Consider the following 26,235-nt stretch of genomic DNA (forward strand, 5'->3'; position numbering starts at 1 on the left):
GCCCTAGCCGCGCGCGAACTCGAGCGACGGCTCGTCGTCGACCGACAGCGACAGCACGACCGTCTCGACGGCCTCATGTGCTTCGATCCGCCGTTCGACGTCGCGCAGCCGGCGGGCCACATCGTGCTCGCGGGCATCGCCGGCCAGATCGATCTCGGCCACGATGAACAGCCGGTTCGGCCCGACGTACTCGATGTGCAGGTAGGTGACGCGCTCGATGTCGTCCAGCCCCAGCAGCGCGGTGCCGACGCGGGCCCGCAGCTTCGGCGCCGCCGTGGCGCCGACCAGGAACGCGATGTTCCGCCGGATCAGGATGATCGCTACCACGCCGAGCAGCACTCCGACGAGGATCGAGCCGATCGCATCCCACGCGGCCACGCCGGTGATCTGATGCATCGCGATGGCGCCGGCTGCGATCGCCAAGCCGATGAGCGCGGCGGAGTCCTCGAAGAACACGGCCCGCAGCGTGGTGTCGCTCGTCTCCAGCACGAAGTCCCAGGTCGACGATCCGCGCTCCTTCGCCAGGCGCCGGGACTTCACCATCGCCTGCGTGAACGACGCGCCCTCCAGCACGAACGAGACGCCGAGCACGATGTACGCCACCATCGGGCTCTCCACGGGGCCGGTGTCGGACAGCTCCTGGATGCCGTGCATGATCGACACGATGGATCCGGCCGTGAAGATCCCGAACGCGGCGATGAGCGACCACACGAAGGCGTTGCGTCCGTAGCCGAGGGGGTGCCGCGCATCCTTGGTCTTCGCGCCGCGGCGGTCGGCGATGAGGAGGAACACCTCGTTGCCGGCATCCGCCCACGAGTGCGCCGCCTCGGCGACCATCGATGCCGATGAGGTGATGATCGCCGCGATCGTCTTCGCCACTGCGACGAGGATGTTGGCGAGGAAGGCGAGGATCACGGTCACGCGGTCAGGCTACTCCCGCCGCGGGTGTGCACGACTCAGCGCGGCGCCTTCACCGGGAGCAGCAGGAGGAAGCCGGCGATCAGGACGATCACGATGCCCAGGATGCCGTAGGCGGTCTGACTCGTCAGCACGATCAGGAGCGTCCAGGCGCCGGAGGCCATCCAGCTCGCGGCGCGACCGGTCGTGGCGTAGAGACCGAAGATCTCGCCCTCGCGGCCGGCGGGGGTGACCCGGGCGAGGAACGAGCGTGCCGCCGCCTGCGCCGGTCCGACGAACGCGCACAGGACGAGGCCGCCGATCCAGAAGACCATCGACCCGGCGTCCCGCAGGAAGAAGACCGCGAGACCGGCGACGATCATCGAGCCGATCGAGGCGAGGATGATCCGCTTCGGGCCGAGGCGGTCGTCGAGCCGGCCGGCGGCGATCGTGGAGACGCCGGCGATCAGGTTCGCGACGATGCCGAAGATGATGATGTCCTGCGCCTTGAAGTGGAACACGGCCGTGCCGATGATCGCTCCGAAGGCGAACACGCCGCCCAGCCCGTCGCGGAAGACGGCGCTCGCCAGCAGGTACCAGAAGGTGGGCCGGGTCTCCTCGTTGCGGTACAGCCCGGCGACGTCCTTCACCAGCAGCGGGTAGGAGGCGAAGAAACCGACCTTGCGCTCCGGGCGGCCGAGCGACGGCTCCGGCACGTTGAGGAAGATCGGGATGCTGAAGATGATCGCCCATACGGCGCATCCCACGGCGATCAGTCGATAGGCGAGGCCGTTGTCGGTCGACATGCCGAACCAGTCGAAGGTGTCGAGCACGACCACGATCACGAGGGCGATGATGCCGCCGAGGTAGCCGAAGCCCCACCCGAGGCCCGAGATGCGTCCGACGTTCTTCGGGTTCGCGATGCCGATGAGCATCGCGTTGGAGTTCACCGCGGCGATCTCCTGGAACACGGTCGCGGCCGAGATCAGGGCGACGCCCAGCCAGAACAGGCTCGGCGTCGGTTCGACGAACCACAGGCCCAGCATGCACAGGATCAGGGCTCCGGTGCCGATCCCGAGCCAGAGCTTCTGGCGCCCGGCGGCATCCGCCCGCTGGCCGAGCACCGGAGCGAGCAGCAGGATGCCGAACGCGGCGATGGTCGAGCCCAGCCCCAGCCCGGAGGCGAGGTCCGCCTCGGCGGCCAGTCGCACCTGATCGTTCTTGTCGAGGGCTGCCACGTCCGCGGGGAGGAATCCCTCCCCGACGAGGTACAGCGCCGTGAACACGAACGTGAGGATGACGGTGTTGAAGGGCTGCGTCGCCCAGTCCCACAGCGCCCAGGAGTACACCTGCTTCTTGGGGGCCGGCGTCTCGCCGCGCAGGTCGAGTCCGACGACGGCCACGGCGCCGCTGTTGGCGGTCGCCACGGGCTCGGGGACGCCCTGGCGAGATTCGGGTTCGCTCATGGGGGAAGTCTGGCGGCCCCCGGTGAACGCCCGGTGACGGCGCGCCGTACGCCGGATCGTGCGTGATCCTCGAACGGGTCAGAGCGCAGGGCCGCGCCGGATGCGGATCGGGCCGCGGGTCTCGTCGATGCGCACGCGCTCGCCCTTCTGCGTCACCACGATCTCGTCGCGGGCGGCGAGTTCCGCCGCGACGCGTCGGACGTCGTCCATGCGCGCGCGCCAGCCCTCGCCGCCGACCGCGCGCGCGACGTCGCTGGGGCAGATCGAGGAGTCCGACCGCTTGCGGGTGAGCGCTCGGATCGCCGCGGCGATGCGTTCGTCGAAGGCGTCGCCGGAGCGCGCCTCCCACCAGGGGGCGCCTCGTTCGCCGAGTGCGTTCTTGGCGTCCTGCACCCGGCGCCGGGCGTCGGGCTCCGACGCCTTCACCGCGCGCCGGGCCGCCATCAGCTCGTCGACCAGCTCCTGGCGCAGCGCATCGGGGATCGACGGATCGGATGCGCGCCACCGCCGTCCGTTCACGATGATGTGGTGGCCGTCGGGGGTGCGCTCCGGGCCGTCGTCCCGCTCGTGCGCCGCGTCCCGCTCGTGCTCCGCCATGCCGACAGTGTCTCGGGCCCGCAGCGACCGCTCCAGACCCTTGACGAGCGACGCTCACGCGTACGACGCGGCGAGCATCTCGGCGAACAGCTCCTCGGCGTCGCACTCGACGCGGTGCCGGGTGAACCAGTCGCAGATGTTCACGCAGTCGCGGTGCAGCAGATCGAGCCCCTGCGGGTTCGCGATGATGTCGACGATCTGCGGCAGGTCGATCACCCGCACTCGCCCCTCGTGCACGAGCAGGTTGTACGCCGACAGGTCGCCGTGGGCGAAGCCGGCCGCGGCGAAGATGCGCATCAGATCGACCACCTGGGCGTAGTACTCCTGCAGCTCCGCGCGGTCGCTGCGCACCTGGGCGAGTCGGGGCGCGGCGGTGCCGTCGGCGTCGCCGAGGAACTCCATCAGCAGCTCGGTGCCGTTGACCTGCACCGGGTAGGGCACGGGTGCGCCGAGCTCCCACATCCGGCACAGCGCCTCGAACTCGGCGAACGACCACTGCGCCGCGGCGACCTCGCGGCCGTGATCCGACTTCCTCGCGAGGGCGCGGGTGTCGCGGGTGTTCCGGGTGCTGCGGCCCTCGGTGTAGACGGACGAGCGGTGGAAGCTGCGGTGCTCGGCGCTGCGGTAGCGCTTCGCCGCGAGCAGCGTGCGCTGGCTCGGGTCGTCCGGCACCGCGCGTTCGAGCAGGAACACGTCGGCCTCCTTGCCGGTCTTGAGGATGCCGCGTTCGGTGTCGAGTGCGCCCGCCGAGGTGACCACCCACGCGGGCCACGGCTGGGGGCCGCGCTCGGACGGGGTGATCGCGGGCCAGGTGGACCAGCGCTGCCCCTCGCCGGGATCGACGTCGGCGAAGGAGAGTTCGGTTTCGAGGGAGTCGAATGAGGAAGTGAAGTGATCAGACAAGGTGTGGCTCCGGGAGCAGGAGGCCACGCCAGTGTCAGGAGCGGGTGGCCTCGAAGGGAAGGTGGTCGGCGGTGAGCGCGACAAAGACCGTGTTCATATCTTCGGCTCCTTCCGCTCGAGCTTCCCGGGTGCTTCCCGGTGCGTCGTCGAGCATAGGGCGCCGGCGGCGGGCGTGTCCAGGGTGCGGGTCAGCTCCCGGTGGGCGGCGTGACCCGCACGAGCACGCCGTCGCCCTCGCCGCCGGTCGCGACCACCCAGGACCCGTCCGTCCATGCGGCGGCGTTCGCGCCGCACAGGAACGGCAGCGGATGCTGTCCGCCGGCGTCGCTGAGGCGGAGGGCGTCGCTGCTCGAGGTCTCCGCGCAGTGCATGCGGGGCTCGATCGCCTGTCGCGCTTCGGACGAGCCGCCGACGAGCACGCCCTGCGCGTCGCTCTGCTCCGGCTCTCCGCCCCACCACAGGGCGGTGCCGTCGGGAGCGACGGCGACGAGCGGGTGGTCCGCGACCTGCGGTTCGCGGCTCAGCTCCGTGCCGTCGGCTGTGAGCACGATCCGTGCGGTCGGGGTCGCGAGATACATGCGCCCAGCGTCATCGACATCGATGCCGATCGGCGGGACACCGGGTCGAGCGCCGGGCGCATCGTCGAGCTCGACCGGGCCGCTGTGCAGCAGGGTCCTGGCACCACTGTCGAGGTCGACGCGCAGCACCTCGAAGTCGAGGTAGTCGTCGGGAGGACGCGGTTGGTAGCGCACGACGATCGCGCCGCCATCGTGCACCGCGACGTCACCGAACTCGAAGTCCCCGAAGTCGAGGTCGCCCTCGTCGCCCATGGCGTCGCCCGGCAGGTCTCGCAGCGTCATGGTCGTGGTGTCGAACACCGAGAGCATCGGCATCACGTGGGCCCGGTCGCCCTGCACCACGACGAGTTCGGTCGGCGACAGAGGTGCCATCGCCCCGATCTTCGAGAGCGGGCCGCCGGGCTCGGTGTCGAACCTGGCGAGCGTCTCGCCATCGGCCCCGACGTGCAGCCAGGACCCGGAAGACGCGGTCCAGAACCCGCCCGCCCCGTCGGACGACAGCACGTGCATCCCGTACGTCAGGTCGGTCGGCGGACCGGCCGGAGTCGCCTCCGGTCCGGAACCGACGAAAGAGTTCTGGAATGAGATCGGCTCCAGGGCCCAGTCGTCCGGACCGGGCGCGGGCGGCGTGCACCCGGAGATGAACATGATCGCTGCGATGACCGCACTACCGCGCAGCATCCGCCGCCGTGCCGCTCCCCGATCCTGCATCCCCACACTCTTCAGGCTCCGGCTGGGAGATCGGTGTGCCGATGTCGTCGGACGATCGGTCGGTAGCGGCGGACGCCTGATCGGGCGACGGCATCCGGATGCTGCGAGCGTGGAACCATGACCATCACAGCGCCCGTCCCCACCGTGCCGGCCTCGGCCGTCACCCGCATCCGCTACGGCGGACTGATCGTGCTGATGCTGATGGGCTTCCTGCTGGTCACGGCGGAGTTCCTCCCCAACGGCGTGCTGACGGAGATGGCCGACGGTCTCGGCGTGACCCCCGGTCAGGCCGGGCAGACCGTGACGGTCACGGCACTCGTCGGCCTCGTCGTCGCGCCGACGATCGGGCTCATCTTCCCGCGTCTCGACCGCCGGTCGCTGCTGGTGTGGATGGCGCTCGCCGCGGCGGTGTCGAATCTCATCGTGGCGATCTCGCCGAATCTGATCATCGTGCTGCTGGCGCGCTTCCTTCTGGGCGCCGCGATCAGCGCGTTCTGGGCGATGTCGATCACGGTCGCCGCCCGCCTCGCGGGGCCTGCGAACCTCGGTCGCGGCGTCATGTTCACCTCCGCCGGTGTCTCGCTGGCGACCGTGGCCGGCGTGCCGCTGGGCGTGATGCTGAGTGAGCTCGTCGACTGGCGGATGGTCTTCGCCATCGCCGGAGGGCTGATGGTGGTGCTCGCGGTCGTCCTGCGATTCACACTGCCGTCGGTTCCGGCCGAGCGCGCGTCGAGCCTGCGCCTGCTGGTCGACACGCTGCGCCGGCCGGGCATCGGACTCGGCATGGTCGGGCACGTGCTCGTGGTTCTCGGGCACTTCCTCGCCTACACGTACGTGCGTCTCGCGCTGGAGCGCATCCCCGACGTCGACGCCTCGACGATCGTGGTGCTGCTCGCGTTGTTCGGCGTCGGCGGCCTCCTCGGCAACATCACGATCGGACTCGTCATCGACCGCACGTTCGCCTTCTTCGCCGTGTTCGCGCCGCTGGTGATCGCCGTGTCCGTGATCTCGATGATCCTGTTCTCCGGGTCGTTCCTGGGTGTGGGCATCGTGGTGGTGGTCTGGGGCTTCTTCTTCTCGTCCTGGCTGATCGTCGCGAACACCTGGGTCGGACACCGGATGCCGGATCGGCTCGAAGCCGGCGGCAGCCTCGTGGTCGTGGGCTTCCAGGGGGCGATCACCCTCGCGGCCGGCGTCGGCGGGCTCCTCGTCGACACCCTGAACGTCGAGCTGGTCTACGTGCTCGGTGCGGCCGCGCTGCTCGCCGGTGCCGTGCTCTTCGGGGTGTCCAACCGGGTCAGCAGCCGCGCCTGACGAGGGTGCCCGTGACGGGTGGGGACGGGCGGGACGGCGTCAGGCGGAGACGGGGATCCGGTTGGCCATCCGCCACGACGTGGGGGTCAGCCCGGTGCGGCGGCGGAACGCCCGGCTGAACCCCTCGTCCGAGGCGTAGCCCAGCTCGCGGGAGATCTCCGAGACACTGCGTCCGGCCTCGAGCATCCGCTTGGCCGCGTCCACGCGCACCTCGGTGACGTAGTCCGCGGGGGAGCGGCCGACCGCGTTGCGGAATCGCTCCGCGAAGGTCGAGCGTGACATGGCGCCGATGCTCGCGAGGCGTTCGACCGTCCAGTCGCGGCCGGGCTCCTCATGGATGGCGTCGACGACGCGGTCGAGGAACGGGTCGTTCGACAGCGACGGCCAGCCCGCCGGTGCGCAGCCGTTCGCCGCCCAGGCGCGGATGACCGACAGCAGCACGGTCGTCGCCATCATGCGGCAGATGACCGGGTCGCCCTGACGGGCCGGGAGCACGGTGTGATCGACGAGGCCCATGTTCAGGGCCAGGGCGGCGGCGGCCGGCTCGATGTCGTCGAAACCGGTGACGGTGAGGAAGGGCGGAAGCAGGGCGGGCAGCGGCGAAGCCGCATCCGCGAGCACGATCTCGGCGATCATGAGGCTCGTGTCGCCCTGGGCCTCGAGCGCGAACGGTGTGCGGCCGAGTGTGAGGAAGGCATCGCCCGCGACGAGCACGTCGCGGCGGCTGCTCGGGTCGACCATGAGGCGGTGCGAGTCCCGGTCGACGTCGAGGCGGCAGCCGTCGCCGAGCGGCGGATGCCCGTGCACGCCGCCTTCGACGATGTACACGAGGGTGATGGCGCCGGTCGGGATCGGCAGCAGTGTGCCGGAGGCGAGTGGCATCCGACGGCCGACGCCGACGCGGAGGTCGACGGCGCCGAGCACCTGCGAGATCGCGTCTGCGTCCACTGTCACCATGCCTTCGGCAACGCCTCCGTCGCGTCCGCTATTCCGCATCCGACTTCTTCGAGGCGCGAAACAGGTCGCATCGCTCCGACGTTCTCAACCATTCGGTTGATTCGACGGCGATGACGGCCGGATACGGTGGGAGGACCCCCACCCGAGGAGTTCCGTGTTCCGCACCCCCGACCGCCTGTTCCGTGTTCTCGCGATCGCGGAGGCGATCACCTGGACGATCCTGATCGCCGCGATCATCGCCCGTGCCGTCGGCGCCCCCGGGGTCGTGGTGACCGTGGGCGGCGGTATCCACGGATTCGTGTTCCTCGCCTATGCGGCGACGGCGATCCTGGTCGCGCTGAACCAGCGCTGGCACCCCGGCGTCGGTGTGCTCGCGGTGGTCAGCGCCGTGATCCCGTACGCGACGATCCCGATGGAGATCTGGCTGCACCGCACCGGGCGCCTCGACGGTGCCTGGCGCCTCGAGGCCACGGACGACCCGCGGGATCGTCGCTGGTACGACCGCCTGATGCGGTGGTTCCTGCGGCGGCCGTGGGTGCTGGCGCTGCTGCTGGCCGTCGGCATCGTGGCGCTGTACGTCATCCTGCTGCTGGTCGGCCCTCCCGGCGGCAAGTGAGCCGCCCCGGAGTGAGCCCGGTCGGCGTGGCGATCAGGGCGTGACGACGACCGCGTTCGCGTCGGTGACGGCGTCCATGATCTTCTCCGCGTCGTTGGCCATGCAGTCCACGATCGTGTAGAGACCGACTCCGGTCTGCGTGAACGCGCGGGCGGCCATGAGCCACGACCGAGAACCCTCCACCGCGCTGACCTGACGCATCTCGACGCCGCCGTTGCCGCCCGCCATGTAGCTGAACTCGCCGGTGGTGGCGACGGGGGTGATGTCGGCCGTCGGGGTCTCCAGCAGCACGCCGAGGATCGCATCGGACGACGCGCTGTCATCGCCGTCGACGACGGGCACATCGGTCATGTGGCCCTGCCAGAACCGCACCGTGCAGGTGCCGTCTGCCGTGCCGTACGTCCAGCCGCCGTTGCCGTCGTCGGGCGAGATCGTCTCCCACTGCTCGTCGGCGATGAATCCGTCGCCCCACTCGATGTAGGTGTCGGGATCGAGGTCGAGGCCCTCCTCGAAGGTCAGCGTCGTGCCGGGGGTGCCGCCTTCCGGGGCGTCCGTCCCGTCGGTCTCCGTGCCGGGCGACGGCGCCGCAGAGGGATCTGCTGCGGGGATCTGCGCGTACAGGCATCCGCTCAGGGGCAGGATCGCGAGCGTCACGATGGCGGCGGCGGTGCCGAGGCGGCGGGTGGCGGAGGCGGTCCACATCATGCCCGTCAGCCTAGCCACTTCAGGCGCGTCGGACGGGCTGCTGCAGCTCGGTGACCCAGTCCGACTGGTCGTCCGACACGGCGCGGACGTAGAGCTCTCGGCACGGCCCGTCGTGCACCAGACCGCGGGCGAAGATCTCGGTGTGGATGCCGTGCCAGCTCTCGGCGATGCGGTCCATCGACCCGAGGTGGATGCCGCACACCGCTTCGTTCGCGGCCGGGAGTTCGATGATCTCGAACCCGTCGCGGGCGGGGCCGGAGTACGTGTACCCGACGATGACCTGCAGGCCGTCGTCGAGCGTCTCGTACTGGGCGATCGGAGTGGAGAGCGAGTGCTCGTCGCCGATGATCGCCGCCACGGCGTCGAACGACGGGCCCACGACGGCGGCGACGGACGACTGATCGGCGACGACGGTGCGGATGGCGGCGAGGCGGACGGCCGGGAGGGGCTTGTCGACGATCTCGATCGGGGACATGTGGTTCTCTTTCTCGATGAGGTGGAGGCGCCGTTCCACGTCGACGAGTCTCTCTGCGGCGACCCGGTGCTCCAGCTCGACCTCCGCGCGGCGGATCCGCAGCAGGGAAGCGATGCGGTCGGCGTCGACACCTCGGTCGAGGATCGACGAGATGTCATCGAGCCCGAAGCCCAGCTGACGCAGGGCGACGATCCGATGCAGACGATCCAGTTGCGAGGGGTCGTAGGAGCGGTAGCCGCTGAACTCGTCCACGTGGGCGGGGACGAGCAGGCCGGCCGTGTCCCAATGCCGCAGCATGCGGTGGGTCACCTGGCCGATCTGCGCGAACGCTCCGATGGACAACATGTCTCTGTTCTCCCGTCTGCCACAGTGTCAGGGTCAAGTATCGCGTCCGGGATGTGTCGATCGATTTCGCGGCGGTGTGCGGGACCCCCGTGACCGCATATCGGTATTTCGTTTTGTGGGCCTGATCTGGCCCTTTGAATGTCGGTGGCCCCTGATTGACTCGAGATATGGCAGCACTGGTGGATGCGACGGTCGAGCAGATGGCGACGCTCGCCGAGCTCACCGACATGCTCGTCGGGTTGGAGCGCACGATCAGCAGTCTGCAGGCCGCGCGTGACGGCGTGCTCGCGGTCGGTTCCCGGCTGGCGCTGCAGGTTGCCGACGAGGCGGAGCATCCGGATTTCGGCGATCTGACCACCCGCACGGTCGCGGCAGAGATGGCGGCGGCGCTCCGGGTGAGCGACCGCACGGTGCAGGCGCGGATGTCGGAGGCGGTGTGGCGGGTGGAGCGCTTCCCGCTGGTGTGGGCGGCTCAGGGGGCCGGGCGCATCAGTGCCGCACATGCGCGGGCGATCTGCGATGCGGCAGAGTATCTGGAAGACGCGGCCGATCGCGACGCATACTCCGCCGAGATGGTGCCGTTCGCCGAATCGGAATCGCCGAACCGGGTGTCGCGGCATGGTCGGCGCGTCGCGGAGCGGTTCCAGTCCCGGTCGGTCGACGAGCGGCACAAGGATGCGCGGGAGAAGAGGTCGGTGTGGGTGAAAGACGTCGGCGACGGCATGTCCCAGCTCGGGCTGCTCGGCCCCGCCGCGCTCGTGCACGGCGCATTCGAGCGACTGACGCAGATGGCGCAGGGCGTGCAGGAGCAGGGTGAGGCGCAAGCGCCATCGCACGAGCCCGAATCGCCGGAGCGGGAGGACGTCGATCAGCGCACGGTCGCGCAACTCCGCGCCGATCTCGCGCTCGACCTGCTGCTCACCGGCGCTCCGGCGGGGCACGACACCCCCGATGGCCTCCTTGCCGCGATCTGCGGATCGGTCTCGGTCACCGTTCCGGTCACGACTCTGATGGGGCACGGTACTACTCCGGCCGAACTCGACGGGCGTACACCGATCGACGCCGGCACGGCGAAAGCTCTCGCGGGAGCGGCGTCCGGGTGGGATCGGATCCTCACCCACCCGATCACGGGGGCGCTCCTCGCGGTCGACCGCTATCGGCCCGGCTCGGATCTGAAACGGCATCTGCGCGCACGGGATCAACGCTGCCGATTCCCCGCCTGCGGGTATGCGGCCCGCGACTGCGATATCGACCATCATCACGATGCCGCCCGCGGCGGGCCGACCGTCGCGAGAAATCTGGGCCACCTCTGCCGCCGCCATCACGTGCTCAAACACCATTCGCCGTGGGTCGTCGAAGTGCTCGGCGATGGCGCCTATGCCTGGACGAGTCCGACGGGCAGGGTCTACGTCGATCGACCGCAGCCCCAGAACACGGTCACCTTCGTGGAGGAGCACGCCCCGGCGCCCTTCTGATCGCAGGCCCCGAAGCGTCGACTCGAGGCGGTGCGCAGCGGGCTCCCCGACGCGTGTTCCGTAAAGTTGAGTCGACTCGTATCAAGTTGATTTGACACGGTCGATGCTCGAGCGTACAGTTGAGCCATCGCGACTCAGGTTTCCCTGATCGCCGCAGATTTCCGCACCACAACGAACATCCAGTTCAACGAAACTTCCAACAAAGGAGAGAACACATGGCACGTGCTGTCGGTATCGACCTCGGAACCACCAACTCCGTCGTCAGCGTCCTCGAGGGTGGCGAGCCCAAGGTCATCGCCAACGCCGAGGGCTTCCGCACGACCCCCTCGGTCGTGGCCTTCACCAAAGACGGGGAGGTGCTCGTCGGTGAGACCGCGAAGCGCCAGGCCGTCACCAACGTCGACCGGACGATCGCTTCCGTCAAGCGCCACATGGGCACCGACTGGAGCTTCGACGTCGACGGCAAGAAGTGGACGCCGCAGGAGATCTCCGCGCGCATCCTCATGAAGCTCAAGCGCGACGCCGAGTCGTACCTGGGTGACACGGTGACCGACGCGGTCATCACGGTCCCCGCGTACTTCAACGACGCCGAGCGTCAGGCCACCAAGGAGGCCGGCGAGATCTCGGGCCTCAACGTCCTGCGCATCATCAACGAGCCGACCGCGGCCGCTCTGGCCTACGGCCTCGACAAGGGCAAGGAAGACGAACTCATCCTGGTCTTCGACCTGGGTGGCGGAACCTTCGACGTGTCGCTGCTCGAGGTGGGCAAGGACGACGACTTCTCCACGATCCAGGTGCGCTCGACCGCCGGTGACAACCGTCTCGGTGGAGACGACTGGGACCAGCGTCTCGTCGACTACCTGATCAAGCAGTTCAAGGAGACCACGGGCGTCGACGTCTCGGGTGACAAGATCGCCCTGCAGCGTCTCAAGGAAGCTGCCGAGCAGGCGAAGAAGGAGCTCTCCTCCTCGACCTCGACGAGCATCAACCTGCCGTACCTGTCGCTGACGGAGTCCGGCCCGGTGTCGCTTTCCGAGACCATCACCCGCGCGAAGTTCGAGGACCTCACGAAGGACCTGCTCGACCGCACCAAGAAGCCGTTCGAGGATGTCATCCGCGAAGCCGGCATCAAGGTCTCCGAGATCGACCACATCGTGCTCGTCGGTGGATCGACGCGTATGCCCGCGGTCGCCGAGCTCGTCAAGCGCGAGACCGGCAAGGACGCGAACAAGGGTGTCAACCCGGATGAGGTCGTCGCCGTCGGCGCCGCGCTCCAGGCCGGTGTCCTCAAGGGCGAGCGCAAGGACGTCCTCCTCATCGACGTCACGCCCCTGAGCCTCGGTATCGAGACCAAGGGCGGCATGATGACCAAGCTCATCGAGCGCAACACGGCCATCCCGACCAAGCGCAGCGAGACCTTCACCACGGCAGACGACAACCAGCCGTCCGTCGCGATCCAGGTCTTCCAGGGTGAGCGTGACTTCACGCGCGACAACAAGCCGCTCGGCACGTTCGAGCTGACGGGTATCGCTCCGGCTCCCCGTGGCATCCCGCAGATCGAGGTCACCTTCGACATCGACGCCAACGGCATCGTGCACGTGTCCGCCAAGGACAAGGGCACCGGCACCGAGAAGTCGATCGTCATCTCCGGCGGCTCCTCGCTGTCGAAGGAAGACATCGAGCGCATGGTGCGCGAGGCCGAGGAGCACGCGGCTGAGGACAAGGCGCGCCGCGAGGCCGCCGAGGTCCGCAACCAGGCCGAGACGCTCGCGTACTCGATCGACAAGCTGATCACCGAGAACGACGACAAGCTGCCCGAAGACGTGAAGACCGAGGTCAAGGCCGACGTCGACGCGCTCAAGACGGCGCTGGCCGGCGAAGACGACGAGGCCGTGAAGACCGCGTTCGACAAGCTCAACCAGTCCCAGTCCAAGCTCGGCGAGGCCATCTACGCCTCCTCGCAGGCGGATGCCGCAGCCGGCGCTTCGGCTGAGGGCGAGGCCCCGGCCGGTGACGCTCCCTCCTCCGAGGAAGACGTCATCGACGCAGAGGTCGTCGACGACGAGGACGAGAAGAAGTAATCATGACGGACAAGAACTTCGACGAGAACCAGTTTCCTGAGTCCGCCGAAGGTCGCAGCGAGGGGTCGGACGCTCAGGCGTCCGGCCCCGCGCCGCACCACCCGGACTCCCGCGAGGCAGCAGCCGCCGAGGGATCGGACGAGACCCCGCTCGACGGCGCCGCGACTCCTGAGCCTGCCGACGACCTCACCGTCGACGACATCCTCGGAGCGACGCAGACCGGCGAGGCCGCGGCAGAAGACGCCGTGCTCGCCGACCTCGAGTCGACCCTGCTGAACGACCTCAAGCGCCTGCAGGCCGAATACGCCAACTACCGTCGCCGCACCGAGGAGCAGCGCCAGGTCGAGATCGAGCGGGCGAAGGGCGAGGCCGCCAAGGGCCTGGTCCCCGTGCTCGATGATCTCGATCGCGCCGCTCAGCACGGCGACCTCGTCGACGGCACCCCGTTCGCCGTGATCGCCGACAAGGTGCGCACGGTCGTGGAGCGACTCGGAGTGGTCGCGTACGGCGAGAAGGGCGAGGAATTCGACCCGCAGCGCCACGAGGCCATCTTCCAGCAGCCGACTCCCGGCGTGGAGAAGACCACGATCCTCGAGGTCGTCGAGGTGGGCTACCGCCTCGGAGACGTCGAGCTGCGCCCCGCGAAGGTCGTCGTCGCTGTCCCTGCGGAGTAGGTGATCGATGGCCAGCCAGGATTGGTTCGACAAGGACTTCTACAAGACCCTCGGGGTCTCCAAGGACGTCAGCGATGCGGATCTGAAGAAGACGTATCGCAAGCTCGCGCGGAAGTACCACCCGGACTCCAATCAGGGTGATGCCAAAGCAGAGGCGAAGTTCAAGGAGATCAGCGAGGCCTACTCGGTGCTCTCCGACGCCGAACAGCGCAAGGAATACGACGAGATCCGCGCCATGGGCTCGGGCGCTCGCTTCACCGCGAGCGGTCAGGGCGCCGGCGGCTTCGAAGACGTGTTCAGCCGGTTCGGTCAGCAGGGCCGAGGGCAGACCGCCGACTTCGAGGACATCTTCGCGATGTTTAACCAGGGTCAGGGCGCGAGCTTCGGCAACGGGCGCTTCGGGCAGCCGAGCGGCGGCTACCGCGGTTACGGCGGCCCGCAGCGCGGCGCCGACGTCACCGCGCGCACCACGCTCGACTTCGTCACCGCCGTGCAGGGGGAGACCATCTCCCTGCAGGGCGAAGACGGCAAGCCCTTCAAGGTGAAGATCCCCGCGGGCGTCGCCGACGGGCAGAAGATCCGTCTGCGCGGCCGTGGCCGACCCTCGCCTGACGGCGGGGAGAACGGCGACATCGTGGTGCAGATCGCGGTGCGTCCGCACCCGGTCTTCACCCGCGACGGGCTCAACCTGCGCGTCGTGGTCCCCGTGACGTTCACCGAGGCGACCCTCGGGGCGACGATCGAGGTTCCGACGCTCGGCGGCGATGTGGTCAAGCTCCGGGTCGCACCCGGCACCCCCTCCGGGCGGGTGCTGCGCGTGAAGGGCCGCGGAGTCGCGACATCGAAGGGGACGGGCGACCTGCTCGCCGAGCTCCAGGTCGCGGTGCCCACGCACCTCGACGACGCCGCACGTGAGGCGCTGCAGAAGTTCCAGGAGCTCGAGCCCGAGGAGAACCCGCGCGCCGAGCTGATGGCCAAGGCGCGGCGATGACCGATCGTCGAAGCGGGCACCGGGGGCGGAGGCGTTCATGATGAATGCTGACACCCCGGTGTTCGCGATCGCGGCCGCCGCGGAGCTCTCCGGCCTCCACCCGCAGACGCTGCGGCAGTACGACCGCATCGGGCTCGTGGTCCCCGGGCGCACCACGGGCGGCTCCCGCCGCTATTCCCCCCGCAACATCGAGCAGCTGCGCGAGGTCGCCCAGCTCTCCTCCGAAGGCGTGAGCCTTCCCGCGATCGCGCGCCTGCTGGACCTCGAAGACGAGAACCGGATGCTGCGCGATCGCATCGCCGTGCTCGAGGGCGCGCTGCGCACCGAGCGCGAGAATCGTCCCGGCGTGCGCGTGTTCGCCGCCGGCTCCGCGGGGGTCGTCCCGATGCCGACCGGCCGCCGCATCCGTCGCTCGACCGAGGTCGTGCTCTGGGACCCGCGCGGGAGCGCCTAGTCCACATACCGCGCGTCGGCGCGCCCGCTTGCCCGCGACTCAGCGGCTGATGCCGACGCGGCGCACCAGCACCCAGGTGTTGCCGCGGTCATCGTAGGTGTGGACGAACCCATCGAGCACTTCGCGCGCCAGAGCCAGCCCGCGGCCGCTCTCGCTGTCCACGTCGGGCATCGCGACACCGTGCCAGTCGATCGAGGCGGGCGGAGCCGTGTCCACCAGTGTGGCGCGCAGCTCGTCGGAGGAGAGGCTGAGGTCCACGGAGAGCGTCACTGCGGCAGTGACCTCTCCGTGCTGCACCATGTTGGTCGCGATCTCGCTGACCGCGAGGGCGAACACCGTGCGGTCCTCGGCCGGTACGCCCGGCGCATCCGACCACAACCGTTCGAGAGTGTCGAGGATCTCGTCGACCGTCGCCAGCCCGGCGGGTCCGCTCACGCGGGCGCGGGCTTCACCGGGCATCGAACGCCGATTCGGGCGTCGGGTAGTCACGGAGCACACGATCCAGGTTCGTCAGCCGCAGGACCGTTCGCACCGCCTCGGGCACGGCGGCGATGCGCAAGTCCCCGCCGGCGACCCTCGCGCTCTTCAGACCGCCGACCAGAGCGCCGAGGCCGGAGGAATCGACGAAGGCGAGCTCCGCCATGTCGATCACGATGTGCGGCTCGCCGGCCGTCACCAGGTCGCCGACCGCGTTGCGGAGCAGGGGTGCTCCGGATGCGGTGAGGCGCCCGGAGAGCGCGATCACGGCGTACCCGTCGCGGGTGTCAGTGGACAGTTCCATGGGACTCCTTCTCGAGCAGGACGGCGGCCGGGCCGCGGTAGCGAGCCGCCTGGATGATGACGCTGAGGACCACGAGGTCGTACACGACCCAGACCGTGTTCACGAGGGTGCCGACGCCGTCGGCCGTTCCCAGTAGGACCCGCGTCACGCCGATCACGAGCGCCACGCTCAGGACGGCGATGGCGGTCAGCTGCGGCCAGATCTCGCGCCAGGGCACACCCCGCGGATCGCGACCATCCTTACGGGTGACGGCGAAAGCGAGCGGGCGATGGAAGACGACGTTGGCGAAAGCCGTCACGCACGCGCGTATCCACACCGGGAACAGGGCGAGCGAGTACTGCTGGCCCCGCCACGTGCGCACCCCCTTCGCGACCACGAGGAACAGCAGCTGGTTCACGAGGAAATAGGGCAGGAACCGCGCAAAGAAGTCGACAGACCACGCGGTGACCGGCAGCACGCCGAACACCAGGTAGATCACCGGCGCGGCGAGGTACGCGATCGCGGCGAACCCCGAGAGGTAGCTCCACATCGTGGCGAAGTACATCAACCGCTGACCGAACGAAAGCCCCCGCTTGACCAGTGGATTGTCGCGCAGCATCACCTGCAGCGTGCCCTGCGCCCAGCGCAGACGCTGTGTGAGCATGGTGCGCAGATCCTCCGGTGCGAGTCCCTTGGCGAGGATCTCGTGGTGGTACACGCTGCGCCACCCGAGAGCGTGCAGCTGCATTGCGGTCGCCATGTCCTCCGTCACGGAGATGGTCGCCAGCGGCAGGATCGGCTGAGCTTCCTCGCCCCGGTCCAGACGAAGCGCGTCGAGCAGCCCCCGTACGGCATCCAGAGCGGTGATCGGAGAGAGATCGGACTCGGCGAGAGCGGCGAGCCCCGCCTCGTCGACGATCACGGCATCGAGCTCCGCATCCTGCGCGATGGGCAGCGCGCCCAGCTCCTCCAGGTCGGCCCGGATCCCGGCCAGATCCTGTGCCACCAGGATGCGCGAGGCACGTTCGACAGCCCCGCCGACCTCGTCCGCCACGTCGGCGACGGGCACGCCGGCTGCGAGATCGCGGATTCCGCGACGGATGGCGATCTGGAGGACGGAGAGCTCGCGCGACAGTTCGGCACTCGACGACTCCCGCATCTCCTTGTCGATCATGATCTCGGCCGTCCGCAGCGCCCTGCCCGCCGAATCGGTGACCTCTCGGACGTACCCGATGATGCCGAGCTGCATCAGCGCCTCACGACGGAGAACCGCATTCGAGCCGCAGAAGAACGCGGCGTTCCACCCGTCCTTGCCCTGCTGGATCGGCCCGTAGAACAGCGGCGCCTGGCTGCCGAGCGGATCCGCTTCGTCGACGTTCACGAACCACTGCGGGGTCTGGACGACGGCGACCTTCTCATCGTCGGCGAAGTAGCCGAGGGTGCGGTGGAGGATCAACGGGTCGGGGATCTGATCGGCGTCCAGGATCAGCAGGAACTCCCCGTCCGTCTCGAAGAGCGCGTTGTTGAGGTTGCCGGCCTTCGCGTGCCGTGGCTTACCCGCCCAGTCGGCGGAGCGCGTGAGATATCCGACTCCCGCTTCCCGCGCCGCGGCCTCGAGCTCGGGACGGGAGCCGTCGTCGAGTACCCACGTCGTGTGCGGATACGCGATCCGCGCGGCTGCGCGGGCCGTGGTCATCACCAATTCGATCGGTTCGTCGTAGGTGGCGATGAAGACGTCGACCGTGCCCTCAGGCGGCGACGTCGGCTTCGGCCGCGTCCGGGCCTTCCACATCGTCGAGGAGAAGAGGATGGTGTCGATCAGGCTGTACGTCTCAGCCAGAACTAGCGGGACCGCAATCCACCAGGCGGACCAGTTCACCGACTCGAGCCAGCGCCAGGCGACGTAGTTCACGCCGAGCACCACCGACAGCACCGCGAGGATGCGGATCGTTGCGAAGCGCACGGTCATCGGTCACGCCTCACCACGACCACGGTGATGTCGTCGGTGGCGCGATCGTCGTCGGCCAGCCGCAGAGCCTCGCGAATGGCGCCATCGGGTCCTAGCGTCGTCAGCACGCGGTAGACGTGCGCGAACGGGTCGTCGGCGTCGAGCACGTCGAGCAGTCCGTCGCTGCAGCACACGAACGCATCGCCGGGGTCGAGGTGGGCGAACCGCGGTTCGCGGATCTCGGGCGGCTGCAGCCCCATCCCCATTCCCAGCGGCAGGCTCGTCGAGCGCAGGTGCTCCCATGAGCCGTCCGCGCGCAGGATGAAGGCGAGACTGTGGCCGGCGTCGATCAGCTCGAGGTCTCCGGTCTCCGGTCGGAGTTCCGCGTGCACCGCTGTGACGAACATCGCCGTGTCGGCAAGATCCTCCTCGAGCAGACGGTCGGCGTCGGCGATCGCCGCCGCCAGTGAGCGTCCGGGAGCCGTGCGCAGAGAAGCGCGGACACTCGCTGCGATGAGGGCCGGCCCTGTGCCCTTGCCCATCGCGTCGGCGAGGGTCACGCGCAGCGCGCCGTCATGCATGCCGAGGTCGTAGAAGTCGCCAGCAAGCCGGCCGCGTGACGCCGCACCTCCGGCGATGGTGTACCCGGGAACGACCGGATGCGAATGCGGACGCAGCGCACTCTGGATCACGGCCGCGTGGTCGAGCTCGGCATCGTTCGCGAGCTCCGTCTGCACCCAGAACGCCAGGTCTCGCAGCAGACCCTGCTGGGCGTCGGACAGCGTGTGCGGTTCGGTGTCGAGCACGCACAGAGTTCCGATGGGCTCGCCGCCGGGCGCATGCAGCGGGTGCCCGGCATAGAAGCGGAGGTGCGGATCGCCCACCACGAATGGGTTGTCGGCGAAGACCTCGGTCGTGAGCGCATCCTCGACGATCACGGTCCGATCCTGCCGGACGGTGTAGTCGCAGAAGGAATCCTGCCGCGGGGCTTCATCGCCGCCGAGTCCGATCTCGGACTTGCGCCACTGGCGGTCGCGGTCCAGGAGCGAGACGCTCACCATGGGGACCCCGAACATCTCCTTGGCCAGTCGTGCCACCCGATCCACGCGCTCATCGCGCGGTGTATCGAGGATCCCCAGTTCCTCGAGCGCTTCCTGACGCCTTCGCTCGTCGAACATCTCCCGCCCTCCCGGTCGTTTCTCATCCTGACATGCCCTCGAACGAAAGCCGAGCGTGGAGAGCGGTGTGTATCCTGTCAACAGTTAACAGGAGGTCACCATGACGCAGTCCGTGAAGCGTGGAGAATCCCTCGGCGCGCAGGTGGCCCGAGTCCTGCGCCAGCGCATCGTGCGCGGCGAACTCGCCCCCGGCGAACGCATCACCGAGGAGGCGCTGGCCGAGGAGTTCTCGGTCAGCCGCGGACCCGTGCGCGACGCCCTGACGCAGCTCAGCTTCGAGAAGCTCGTCGAGGTGCAGCGCCCCCGCGGCGTGTACATCGTCGGACTCACGCACGACGACGTCGACCAGCTCTACAGCCTGCGCGGCGCCCTCGAGCAGCTCGCGCTCTCGCGGGCGATGCGCGTCGAGGACGACTCCCGCTGGGCCGCGATGGCGGCGGCCGTCGAGCGGATGGGCGAAGCGGCGGATGCCGGTGACCACGCGGCCTTCGTCGTCGCCGACCTCGAGTTCCACTCGCAGATCTATGCCCTCGCCGACCACCCCCGTCTGGAAGGCGCCTGGAACCAGTACCTCCCGACCTTCACCGCGCTGCTCGAGGTCACGATCAACCACGATGAGGACCTGCACGAGTCGTCCGGCGACCACGTCAAGCTCATGGACGTGATGCGCAGTGGAAAGCCCGCGCAGGCCGCGAAGGTGCTGTCCGAGCACCTCGACGGCGCCCGCGAGCGCATGCTCGCCGAGATCGCCGACCGCGCCTGAGCGCGAGCGCGCCAGGCCCGGAAGCCTGCGTCAGTGTTGACTGTTAACAGTCAACACTGCTAGCCTCAGGGGGTCGACAACAAGGTCGACCCACGTAGAGGAGCAAAGATGCCCCGCAAGCGCATCACCCGGGCGGCTGCCGCGATCGCCGCCCTCGCAGCCACCGCTCTCATCGTCTCGGCCTGCACCAAGGTCGAAGAGGGCGAAGAAGCCGGATCGGCTTTCCCCGAGAACGACCTCCGGCTCATCATCCAGGCCAACCCCGGCGGAGGATCCGACCTCTCGTCGCGTGCCCTCGCCACAGAGCTCGAGAAGATCCTCGACGTCAGCGTCATCCCCGAGAACATGCCGGGTGCCGCCGGCGCGCTCGCGATGGAGTACGTGGGTGCACAGGACCCCGACGGATACGTCATCGGATTCGCCCCCGTCGAGATCGCGATGCTGAACACCACGCAGGGCGCGAACGTGCTCCCAGAGGACTTCGACCTGCTCGGCCAGATCATGCTCGCCCCCGGAGTCGTCACGGTCGGCGCGAACAGCGGCATCGAGACACTGGAAGACCTCGTCACCCAGGCGAAGGCCGGCGCCGTCACCGTCGCGAACTCCGGCGCCGGCTCCATCTGGGAGGCCGCGACCGTCGGGCTCGGCAGTGCGACCGACGCCGACTTCACCCCGGTCCCGTACGACGGCGGAGCGACAGCCGTCGCGGCGGCCGCATCGGGTGAGACCGTCGCCGCCGTCTCCGGACTCGGCGAGGCACTGGCCCAGGGTGAATCCGTGCGCATCCTCGCCGTCATGAACGACGTGCGCCACCCCGACGCCGAAGACGTCGAGACGGTCGAGGAGGCCATCGGCGAAGACGTGATCTTCGGCGGCTGGGGAGGAATCTACGCCCCCAAGGGTCTGCCCGAAGACGTGAAGTCGACGCTCGAAGCCGCGGTCAAGGAAGCCGTCGAGTCGGACAGCTACCAGAAGTTCCAGGCCGACGCCGGGAACCTCGTCGTGTACCGCGACTCCGCCGAGTGGACCACGTTCGTGGACGAGCAGTTCGACCTGTTCAAGGAACTGCTGGGTTGAGAACACTGCGGGGCCGGTGCAGACCGGCCCCGCAGCCGTTCCTCGTCGACGAAAGAAGGAGCATGATGTCCACCCCCGACACCGTTGCGGAACCGGCGGGCCACGACGAGTCTGCAGACGAGTACCAGGGCGCACCCGCCTCCCGCCCCCTCGAGGTCGTCTTCGCGGTCGTCGCCCTGGCGTTCACCTCCGGCTACCTCTTCCTCTCGACGCAGATCCCGCTGCGCCGCGAAGCCGCTCCCGGGCAGATCGACGCCCGCTTCTGGCCGCTCGTCATCGGAGTCACCGGGGTGGTCGTCGCCATCGCGCTGCTCGCCGTCGCGGTCACCCGCCCGGCCCCGACCCGCGAAGACCTCGAGCGCATCCAGCCCGGCGGCTACCTGCGCGTCATCGCCACCCTCGTGATCACCGGTGCCTTCATCGCACTGTGGTCGCTGGGCTCGGTCATCCTCTTCGGCTACCGCGTCGAGGTCTTCCCCGTCGCCGCCGCCCTCTTGATGGCCGCCCTCATGCTCCTCTACGGCCACCGCCGCTGGCTGAGCCTCATCATCTACTCCGCCTCGGTCACGGCGTTCGTCTACGTCGTGTTCGGGATGCTCCTGAGGATTCCCCTGTGAACGCGCTCATGGAGGGGCTGAACTCGCTCCTCGACATCTCGATCCTGCTCTACATGCTCGTCGGCCTCGTGCTCGGCTTCATGGTCGGCGCCTTCCCCGGCATCACCGCGACCATGGCCGTCGCCCTCGCCGCAGGCTTCACGATGACCCTCGAGCCCGTGCAGGGCCTCGCGGTGCTGTTGACCATCTACGTCGCCGCGAACTTCGGCGACCGGGTGCCGTCCATCCTCATCAACACCCCTGGCACTCCGGCATCCATCGCCACCACCCTCGACGGATATCCGATGGCCAAGCAGGGCAGGGCAGGACTCGCCCTGACCATCTCCGCGATCGTCTCGGCGGTCGGCATCCTCGCCTCCCTCGTGCTCTTCGCGGTCGCCGCCGTGCCCATCGCCAGCTTCGCCCGCGACTACTTCAAGTCGCCCGAGCTGTTCGCCCTGGTCGTCTTCGGCATCGCGATCATGATCGGCATCTCGTCGAAGTCGATGCTCAAGGGCATCCTCGCCGGGCTATTCGGCCTCATGCTCGGCAGTGTCGGCACCTACGCCGCGACCGCCGACCAGCGCTTCACCTTCGGAGTCCTCGAACTCGTCGAGGGCGTGAACTTCATCGCCGTGATCATCGGACTCTTCGGCATCGCCGAGCTGTTCGATCAACTGCTGACGTACCGGAAGTCGGCCGTGCGTCCGATCTCGAGCCTCGGCCGCTGGTGGCCGAACCGCGCCGAGCTGAAGCAGAGCGGCCGCGCGACCGCGGTCGGTGGCGCGGTGGGTCTCGGTGTCGGCCTCATCCCCGCGGCGGGCGGCGACATCGCCGGACTCATCGGCTGGGAGAGGGCGCGCAAGGCCTCCAAGCACCCGGAGATGTTCGGCAAGGGGTCCATCGAGGGCGTCGCCGCCAGCGACACCGCCTCCAGCGCCACGCTCGGCGGCTCGCTCACCACGACCATGGCCCTCGGTATCCCCGGCGACTCGGTGATGGCCGTGATGATCGGCTCCATGATCATCTGGGGCATCACCCCCGGGCCGACGCTGTTCACGAATCGTCCCGACCTCGTGGTCTCGATCGTGGGCATCATGCTCATCGCGACGATCCTCTCGCTGGGCCTGAGCCTGGTGCGCATGAAGGGAATGGTGAAGCTCCTCGACGTGCCGCAGCCGTACCTGTGGAGCGGCATCCTCATCTTCTGCATCATCGGCACCTACGCCACCTCGAACAGCCTCTCGACCGTCGTCACCATGCTCGTCTTCGGCGTGATCGGCGTGCTGCTCAAGCGCATGCAGGTGCCCGCCGGTCCGATCGTGCTGGGCCTTCTCCTCGGACCGCTCGCCGAGGAGAACCTCGCCCGCACACTCGCGATCCTCCCCACGCGTCCGTTCTTCGAGGTCGTGAGCCCCATCGCGATCGTCCTGCTCGCGCTGGCCGTGCTCTCGATCGTGATGCCGGCGATCCGTGCGGCCCGCAAGCCCCGTGCCGAGCGCGCGGCGCTGGCGGACTCGATCCTGCACGACGACAGCATCCAGCAGATCGAGAAGGCGCACGACGAGCTCGCCGCCCAGCCCGACCTGCTCACCTCGACCGTCCGCAACGTCGACGCGCCCACGCGCCGCACCCGCAAGTCCCGCAAGAACTCCGAGGAGACCGAGAAGTGACCCGCTACGACATCCTGACCGCCGTTCCGACCGCGTTCCGCCGCGACGGCAGCCTCGACCTCGAGGGATCGCGCGCGATCTTCCGCTTCGTCGGCGACTCGGGCAACGAGGGGGCTTTCATCCTCGGCACGACCGGGGAGTTCCCGGCCGTCGACGTCGCCGAGTTCACGGCGCTCGTCGCCGCCGCCGTCGAGGAGCTTCAGGACCGGATGCGCGTCATCGTGCATGTCGGCCAGCCGAGCACCTTCGAGGCGGTGCGGCTCGTCGAGATCGCCAAGCGCCTCGGCGTGACCGAGTTCGCTGCCCTCACCCCGTACTACCTGAAGTCGACCGAGGATGCGATCTTCGACTACTTCCAGGCGGTGTCGGATGCCGTCGGCGACGGGCGCCTCTACGTGTACATCTACCCGGCGCGCAGCGGCAACACCGTCTCGCCCGAACTGCTGGTGCGGCTCGCTACGCTGCCGAACATCGTGGGGGCGAAGCTCAGCGAACTGTCCCTCGACGAGATCGCTGCGTATCGCGCCGTCGTCCCCGCCGACTTCGAGCTGTACACCGGCGCCGACCGCGACCTGATCGCCGCCGTCGACGCGGGGGCGCAGGGGGTCGTGTCCGGGGTCTCGTCCGTCACCCCGAAGCCGTTCCGAGCCCTGGCCGACGCCGGACGATCGGGCGATGCCGAGGCGATCGCCGTCGCGCAGGCCGCGGTCGACGACGTCGTCTCGCTGATCGGCGGAGACATGGCGCGCATGAAGGAGGCGTACCGCGTCCTCGACGTCGTCGACGCATACTGCCGTATGGCGATCGCCGAGCCGACCGATGCCGAGCGCACCGCCGTCGCCGAGGTGGTCGCCGCGCACCGCTGACCGGGGGCCTCGTCGGAGGGCGATCACAGGAGATGGAAAAGTGCGCTTCCTAGCGTGGAAGCAGGGAACGACCCTGCTCCGCGCCTGGCGCGCGGGTGTCCTGCCACGAAGGAAGAACTCCTCATGACGAACACCAAAGCCTCCTCCGCCGCCCCGTCGCTGGGACTCCTCGTCCTGCGCGTCGTGGTCGGTGCGATCTTCGCCGCGCACGGCGCGCAGAAGATCTTCGAGTTCACGCTGCCCGGAACGATCGGCAGCTTCGCGGGCATGGGGATCCCCCTCCCCGAGATCGCGGCGCCGGTCGTCGCGTTCGTCGAGCTCGTCGGCGGTCTCCTGCTGATGCTCGGGCTCTTCACGCGCCCGGTCGGCATCCTGCTCGCGGTCGACATGATCGTCGCGCTCGTCGCCGTGCACCTGCCCGCCGGCCTCTGGGTCGGAGAGGGCGGCTACGAGTTCGTCGCCGTCCTCGGCGCCGCGGCGCTCACCCTGGCCCTGACCGGTGCCGGACGCTTCTCCGTCGACGGCGCGTTCCTGCGCGGACGGGCACCGGCCTGGCTCGCCTGACACGCACGCAGTGACACGGATGCCGCGGGGGCTGACCCCGCGGCATCCGTCGTATCCGGGGGATGCGGGCCGTTCTGGTGGGCGGAGAAGACACGATAAGGTTGCGTAACCATTTCATTCTTGACACCGCTGTGAATGCGGAGTTATGGTGATGAAACCGATTTCACGCAGACCCGGCGAGAACTCGGATGCACCGTCGCATAGAACTTGCTGCCCAAAGGAGTGAACAGTGAAGTCGAACCACGCACACCCGTCCCGCCGCGCACGCGCGCTGCGGATCACCGGCCTCGTCGCCGCCGCGACCATCGCCCTGGCCGGATGCGCCGCCGGCGACGACTCGTCGGATGCCGGAAGCGCCGGGGGAGAGCTCACGTTCTCCAACTGGCAGTTCCTCGAAGACGGCAAGGGCCCGATCATCTGGGACGCCGTCAAGGGCTACACCGGCCCCGACGACAACATCGAGCTGACCAAGGTCGAGATCCCGTTCGCGAACTACGCCGACAAGCTCAGCACCGAGCTGGGTGCCGGCGGCGGCCCCGACGTGATGGTCCTCCAGGACAGCCAGTTCGCCTCGCTCGTCGACGCCGGCGTGCTCGAGCCGCTCGACGACATCGCCGATGAGCTCGGCGACACGCTCAACAACACGAACGAGGCCGGAGTCTTCGACGGCGGGCAGTACGGCTTCAACTGGGAGCGCCCGACCTACAGCACCGTCATCTACAACAAGGACATCTTCGCCGAGCTGGGGCTGGAGGTCCCGACGACGTTCGACGAGTTCCTCACCACGGCGAAGACGATCAAGGACGAGCTGGGGATCTCCGGCTGGGCCGGCCGTCACCAGACCGCCGAGATCGACGGCTGGACGCTGGAGATGGCGAACTGGATCTACGGATTCGGCGGCGAGCTCAGCGACGGGAAGAAGCTGACCATCGACAAGGCCGAGAACGTCGAGGCCGTCGAGGCGTTCCTCGAGACGTTCGCCTCGGGTGTCGCCCCCATCGGCGACGACGCGTCGACCTTCCGTGCGAAGTTCGGCCAGGGCCAGGTCGGGATGCTGTTCGAGAACTCCGGTGTCGCGACGACCATCACGAGCAACCCGGACAACGCCGTGAACGGACAGAACATGGGCGCGGCTCCGCTGCCGCTCGCGAACCCCGGCTCGAACTCGCAGCTGATCATCGCCGTCAACGCGAACAGCGACAACAAGGAGGCCGCCAAGGACTTCGTGCGCTGGGTGCTCGGCGAGGAGGGCCAGACCGCCATCCGTGCCGGCCTCGGCGCCTCCGCCATGGCCACCGACGTCGAGCCGGACGCTGCCTTCCTCGAGGCCAACCCGTGGGCGACGCAGTTCCTCGAGGCCGCCAAGACCTCGAAGTCGACCCTCGTCGAGGGCTTCGAGACCGAGAGCAAGGTCGTCTGGCGCGAGGTCCTCACCGCGGTCGAAGACCTGCGGGTCAACGGCGGCGACGTGAAGGCGAAGCTGGCTGAGGTTCAGGAGAGCCTCGAAGCCGAACTCGGCTGAGCACCCCGAGGGGCGGGCGTGACCCCCGCCGCCCGCCCCTCGGCCATCC

General features: G+C 68.9%; 26 protein-coding genes. 14 read left to right on the top strand and 12 right to left on the bottom strand.

Annotation, left to right across the window (positions count from 1 at the left end):
• Positions 1 to 3 precede the first annotated feature (3 nt).
• The 5 genes from ACIOTO_RS08865 to ACIOTO_RS08885 all read right to left on the bottom strand — a co-directional run bounded on the left by ACIOTO_RS08865 (position 4) and on the right by ACIOTO_RS08885 (position 5,152).
• Positions 4 to 921 (bottom strand): cation diffusion facilitator family transporter, encoded by a 918-nt coding sequence (locus ACIOTO_RS08865; protein ID WP_029261318.1) that lies wholly within the window; start codon positions 919 to 921, stop codon positions 4 to 6.
• Between the two features lie 35 nt (positions 922 to 956).
• Positions 957 to 2,363 carry an MFS transporter gene (locus ACIOTO_RS08870; protein WP_400857482.1) on the bottom strand — a complete coding sequence of 469 codons (1,407 nt, stop codon included), beginning with the start codon at positions 2,361 to 2,363 and terminating at the stop codon, positions 957 to 959.
• Positions 2,364 to 2,441: 78 nt separating this feature from the next.
• Entirely contained in the window at positions 2,442 to 2,960 is a 519-nt protein-coding gene (locus tag ACIOTO_RS08875; protein ID WP_262001807.1) for a DUF3253 domain-containing protein, read from the bottom strand.
• A 54-nt stretch (positions 2,961 to 3,014) separates the two neighbouring features.
• Positions 3,015 to 3,863, bottom strand: a complete 849-nt coding sequence (locus tag ACIOTO_RS08880) for a serine protein kinase RIO (RefSeq protein ID WP_400857483.1) — start codon at positions 3,861 to 3,863, stop codon at positions 3,015 to 3,017.
• A 188-nt stretch (positions 3,864 to 4,051) separates the two neighbouring features.
• On the bottom strand, positions 4,052 to 5,152 hold the full coding sequence (locus ACIOTO_RS08885; protein ID WP_400857485.1) for a hypothetical protein: 1,101 nt from the start codon (positions 5,150 to 5,152) through the stop codon (positions 4,052 to 4,054).
• Between the two features lie 117 nt (positions 5,153 to 5,269).
• On the opposite strand from ACIOTO_RS08885, the gene ACIOTO_RS08890 reads away from it, so the two are divergent.
• Positions 5,270 to 6,466 carry an MFS transporter gene (locus tag ACIOTO_RS08890; RefSeq protein WP_400857487.1) on the top strand — a complete coding sequence of 399 codons (1,197 nt, stop codon included), beginning with the start codon at positions 5,270 to 5,272 and terminating at the stop codon, positions 6,464 to 6,466.
• A 39-nt stretch (positions 6,467 to 6,505) separates the two neighbouring features.
• On the opposite strand, the gene ACIOTO_RS08895 is transcribed toward ACIOTO_RS08890, so the two are convergent.
• A complete protein-coding gene (locus tag ACIOTO_RS08895) occupies positions 6,506 to 7,423 on the bottom strand; it encodes a helix-turn-helix domain-containing protein (protein ID WP_400857489.1) in 918 nt (305 codons plus the stop codon).
• A gap of 154 nt (positions 7,424 to 7,577) precedes the next feature.
• On the opposite strand from ACIOTO_RS08895, the gene ACIOTO_RS08900 reads away from it, so the two are divergent.
• Positions 7,578 to 8,039 (top strand): DUF3817 domain-containing protein, encoded by a 462-nt coding sequence (locus ACIOTO_RS08900; RefSeq protein ID WP_400857491.1) that lies wholly within the window; start codon positions 7,578 to 7,580, stop codon positions 8,037 to 8,039.
• A 33-nt stretch (positions 8,040 to 8,072) separates the two neighbouring features.
• On the opposite strand, the gene ACIOTO_RS08905 is transcribed toward ACIOTO_RS08900, so the two are convergent.
• Positions 8,073 to 8,744, bottom strand: a complete 672-nt coding sequence (locus ACIOTO_RS08905; RefSeq protein WP_029261329.1) for a hypothetical protein — start codon at positions 8,742 to 8,744, stop codon at positions 8,073 to 8,075.
• A gap of 19 nt (positions 8,745 to 8,763) precedes the next feature.
• Complete coding sequence (locus tag ACIOTO_RS08910; protein ID WP_029261330.1) at positions 8,764 to 9,564, bottom strand: MerR family transcriptional regulator; 801 nt, start codon at positions 9,562 to 9,564, stop codon at positions 8,764 to 8,766.
• 167 nt (positions 9,565 to 9,731) lie between these two features.
• Here ACIOTO_RS08910 and ACIOTO_RS08915 point away from each other — a divergent pair, with 167 nt between their 5' ends.
• From ACIOTO_RS08915 to ACIOTO_RS08935, 5 genes are all read left to right on the top strand, one after another.
• A complete protein-coding gene (locus tag ACIOTO_RS08915) occupies positions 9,732 to 11,039 on the top strand; it encodes a DUF222 domain-containing protein (protein ID WP_400857493.1) in 1,308 nt (435 codons plus the stop codon).
• Positions 11,040 to 11,254: 215 nt separating this feature from the next.
• A complete protein-coding gene (dnaK, locus tag ACIOTO_RS08920) occupies positions 11,255 to 13,120 on the top strand; it encodes a molecular chaperone DnaK (RefSeq protein WP_105711538.1) in 1,866 nt (621 codons plus the stop codon).
• A 2-nt stretch (positions 13,121 to 13,122) separates the two neighbouring features.
• Positions 13,123 to 13,794: a nucleotide exchange factor GrpE gene (locus ACIOTO_RS08925; RefSeq protein ID WP_400857496.1), complete on the top strand. Its 672-nt coding sequence runs from the start codon at positions 13,123 to 13,125 to the stop codon at positions 13,792 to 13,794.
• A 7-nt stretch (positions 13,795 to 13,801) separates the two neighbouring features.
• Positions 13,802 to 14,785 (top strand): DnaJ C-terminal domain-containing protein, encoded by a 984-nt coding sequence (locus ACIOTO_RS08930; protein ID WP_029261334.1) that lies wholly within the window; start codon positions 13,802 to 13,804, stop codon positions 14,783 to 14,785.
• Positions 14,786 to 14,825: 40 nt separating this feature from the next.
• Positions 14,826 to 15,239 carry a heat shock protein transcriptional repressor HspR gene (locus ACIOTO_RS08935; RefSeq protein WP_029261335.1) on the top strand — a complete coding sequence of 138 codons (414 nt, stop codon included), beginning with the start codon at positions 14,826 to 14,828 and terminating at the stop codon, positions 15,237 to 15,239.
• Positions 15,240 to 15,278: 39 nt separating this feature from the next.
• Here ACIOTO_RS08935 and ACIOTO_RS08940 read toward each other — a convergent pair whose 3' ends face one another.
• The 4 genes from ACIOTO_RS08940 to ACIOTO_RS08955 are packed head-to-tail and all read right to left on the bottom strand — an operon-like array spanning position 15,279 to position 19,125.
• Positions 15,279 to 15,698 carry an ATP-binding protein gene (locus ACIOTO_RS08940; RefSeq protein ID WP_029261336.1) on the bottom strand — a complete coding sequence of 140 codons (420 nt, stop codon included), beginning with the start codon at positions 15,696 to 15,698 and terminating at the stop codon, positions 15,279 to 15,281.
• The gene (locus tag ACIOTO_RS08945; RefSeq protein ID WP_372467590.1) at positions 15,688 to 16,020 is read right to left on the bottom strand and encodes an STAS domain-containing protein; all 333 of its coding nucleotides are present in this window, start codon (positions 16,018 to 16,020) and stop codon (positions 15,688 to 15,690) included. The genes ACIOTO_RS08940 and ACIOTO_RS08945 overlap by 11 nt, the downstream gene beginning before the upstream one ends.
• Positions 16,004 to 17,968 (bottom strand): glycosyltransferase, encoded by a 1,965-nt coding sequence (locus ACIOTO_RS08950; RefSeq protein WP_400857499.1) that lies wholly within the window; start codon positions 17,966 to 17,968, stop codon positions 16,004 to 16,006. Before ACIOTO_RS08950 ends, ACIOTO_RS08945 begins: the two co-directional genes overlap by 17 nt.
• Entirely contained in the window at positions 17,965 to 19,125 is a 1,161-nt protein-coding gene (locus tag ACIOTO_RS08955; RefSeq protein ID WP_029261339.1) for a PP2C family protein-serine/threonine phosphatase, read from the bottom strand. The genes ACIOTO_RS08950 and ACIOTO_RS08955 overlap by 4 nt, the downstream gene beginning before the upstream one ends.
• Before the next feature lie 100 nt (positions 19,126 to 19,225).
• On the opposite strand from ACIOTO_RS08955, the gene ACIOTO_RS08960 reads away from it, so the two are divergent.
• The 7 genes from ACIOTO_RS08960 (at position 19,226) to ACIOTO_RS08990 (ending at position 26,186) form a co-directional block, all read left to right on the top strand.
• On the top strand, positions 19,226 to 19,888 hold the full coding sequence (locus ACIOTO_RS08960; protein ID WP_400857501.1) for a GntR family transcriptional regulator: 663 nt from the start codon (positions 19,226 to 19,228) through the stop codon (positions 19,886 to 19,888).
• A 108-nt stretch (positions 19,889 to 19,996) separates the two neighbouring features.
• Positions 19,997 to 20,965 carry a tripartite tricarboxylate transporter substrate binding protein gene (locus ACIOTO_RS08965; RefSeq protein WP_400857502.1) on the top strand — a complete coding sequence of 323 codons (969 nt, stop codon included), beginning with the start codon at positions 19,997 to 19,999 and terminating at the stop codon, positions 20,963 to 20,965.
• A gap of 62 nt (positions 20,966 to 21,027) precedes the next feature.
• Positions 21,028 to 21,582 carry a tripartite tricarboxylate transporter TctB family protein gene (locus ACIOTO_RS08970; RefSeq protein ID WP_400857503.1) on the top strand — a complete coding sequence of 185 codons (555 nt, stop codon included), beginning with the start codon at positions 21,028 to 21,030 and terminating at the stop codon, positions 21,580 to 21,582.
• Entirely contained in the window at positions 21,579 to 23,234 is a 1,656-nt protein-coding gene (locus ACIOTO_RS08975; RefSeq protein ID WP_400857504.1) for a tripartite tricarboxylate transporter permease, read from the top strand. Before ACIOTO_RS08970 ends, ACIOTO_RS08975 begins: the two co-directional genes overlap by 4 nt.
• Complete coding sequence (locus ACIOTO_RS08980) at positions 23,231 to 24,100, top strand: dihydrodipicolinate synthase family protein (protein WP_400857505.1); 870 nt, start codon at positions 23,231 to 23,233, stop codon at positions 24,098 to 24,100. The genes ACIOTO_RS08975 and ACIOTO_RS08980 overlap by 4 nt, the downstream gene beginning before the upstream one ends.
• A gap of 123 nt (positions 24,101 to 24,223) precedes the next feature.
• Positions 24,224 to 24,664, top strand: a complete 441-nt coding sequence (locus ACIOTO_RS08985) for a DoxX family protein (RefSeq protein WP_400857506.1) — start codon at positions 24,224 to 24,226, stop codon at positions 24,662 to 24,664.
• A gap of 229 nt (positions 24,665 to 24,893) precedes the next feature.
• Positions 24,894 to 26,186 (top strand): ABC transporter substrate-binding protein, encoded by a 1,293-nt coding sequence (locus ACIOTO_RS08990; protein WP_029261346.1) that lies wholly within the window; start codon positions 24,894 to 24,896, stop codon positions 26,184 to 26,186.
• Positions 26,187 to 26,235 lie beyond the last annotated feature (49 nt).

Source organism: Microbacterium sp. NPDC087592 (assembly GCF_044743585.1).
Lineage (GTDB): Bacteria > Actinomycetota > Actinomycetes > Actinomycetales > Microbacteriaceae > Microbacterium.